1 protein-coding gene is annotated in these 2,160 nt (G+C 30.3%); it reads right to left on the reverse strand.

Features of this window, described 5'->3' with window-relative positions:
* Nucleotides 1–297: 297 nt before the first annotated feature.
* Nucleotides 298–2,160, reverse strand: a 1,863-nt coding sequence (locus ACZ76X_RS28950) for an ABC transporter permease (RefSeq protein ID WP_479852475.1), incomplete at its 5' end; no start/stop codon positions are given.

The raw sequence follows: 2,160 nt of genomic DNA on the forward strand, positions 1-2,160 counted from the left end.
TCCTTTGAGGAGACAAATTATTTTAGGGTTTTTTGAATGCTATGTGTTGCGCCAGGCTCTACAATTTCACGTTTCTACATCGAAATCTTTCATTTGCAGGAGGGATGCAAAAAATCTCTTTAATAAAAATTTTTTTCAAATACCTTACTATCTTTAGTTTAATATTTTTTATTTAATTATTAATTTAATAAATATTAAACTTAGTGAATAAAATGGTTAAAAATAACTATTTTATTCACCATTTGAAATTTAGTAAGTTTTAGTTCCTATTTTATTGACGTAACATCAAATAATTTATTATTTATAAACAATTCTATAATACGAATAAACAGTTAACACATAATATCCGAAATAAATTATGCAATATACACCGCTACTAATTAATATAGGAATTATGATATTAAATATAGGCATGTTGCTTATTATTGGTAAAGCAAATAAGCTATGAACAATTCCGATTATCAAGGGTAAAATAAAAATAAAGCGAACTTGTTTTGAAATTGAAGTCCTTACCTCTTTTTTCGTAACACCAATCTTACGAAGAGTCTCATAATATCCCCGATTAGCATGCGCTTCAGATAATTGTTTGTAATAGATAATAGAACCTGTTGCCAATACAAATACAACCCCTAAAAAACCTCCAATAAATAAAATAGTCCCATACGCCTCCATAACCTCTATATTTGTTTTATAGAAAGTATCGATTTTAACATCATCATCAGGAACAATCTTTAAAAAACCTTCAGTCAATTCTTTACTATCCTTTTGTTGTGTTACATCAATATTTTTCACAATATAGGTCTGATGTGTTTGCTTAACCACTTCATAGAGCTGATCAGGTACAATGACAACCAAATCTTCTAAATTTGTTAGTTTACGCATTTCGATACCCTGAATGACAGATATTTCCGGCTCAACTTCAAGGGGTAATTTAAGTCTTTTTCCCTTTTCATAATTCTTATCAGGCTGTAGATTATATATAAATACTTCTCCTGGATTTAAGTTGACTTTCTTCACTCCCATATTTTTAGCATTCTTATTCAAAATAGATTGGGACATAATTTGAAAATCATATGCGATTTTATAAGGGGGATTAGGTAGACTTGTATTTTCTTTTTTCTCAAAAGACCCTCCCTTAACTGTTACCATCTCAACTTCAAATTCACGGATAATTGAATTTTTTTTCTTATTCGCTTCGAAAACAGCCTGTATGCGCTTTTCAATTGCATCCTCTTGTTTTTTATATGAAAAACTGTACGGTGCCTTGTTTTTCCCTTCAGCTTGTCCATAAAAATATGCTGATGTAACATTCCCAATTGCTGTTAAAGCTATGGCACTTAATATAGCAATTGTCACAAGTAACTTAGCATTTCCTTTTACTCGATATAATAACTGTGAAATGTTTATTATGCTCATACCATTATAATACATTGTCCTCTTACTTCTCATTTTCTTTAATATAACAACTGTATAAGACGTAAATAGTAAATATGTTCCAATAACAATTGCAATCAAAATAGTAACCGGGATATACATAGGTTCTGGACTATTAGGCTGCTTCACAAATTTTACGATTTCACGAATAAAAAAGGCTGACAAATAGCCTAATCCAATTAAAATAATACTCATGTATGCCATGATTCTAGATACTTTTTGCATACTTTCCCCTTGATGATCAGCTTGAAACATCTCAATTAAAGAAAATTGATAAATTACGCGAGAGTTTTTCCACGCAGTATATAATAAAATAGCTAAAAAGACTACGGATGTGTCTATTAGCGCCTTTATAGAAAACTCAAAATAAACGGGTACCTTTAACTCCATCAAACTCGTTAGCAGTTCTAAAGCGAATTTAGAACACCAACTGCCAATTAGTACTCCAATTACTAAAGCTACACTCCCCATTATTATGGTCTCACAAAATAACATTGTACCGATTTGCTTTTTTGTTATACCTAGTAAAGAGTACAATCCTACCTCTTTTTTACGCTTCCTTATAAAAAAATTAGTAGAGTAAATAATAAATATGGCTATAAAAATAATGAGAATCACTTTTGCAGATTGAAGACTGCTCTTAACCACCTCAATATCAGTCAACGTTGCATTTATTTGAGTATTATAACGAAGTGATGCAAACATAAAATAGATAACCATACTCGT

The organism is Bacillus sp. BC05(2025) (genome assembly GCF_056725905.1).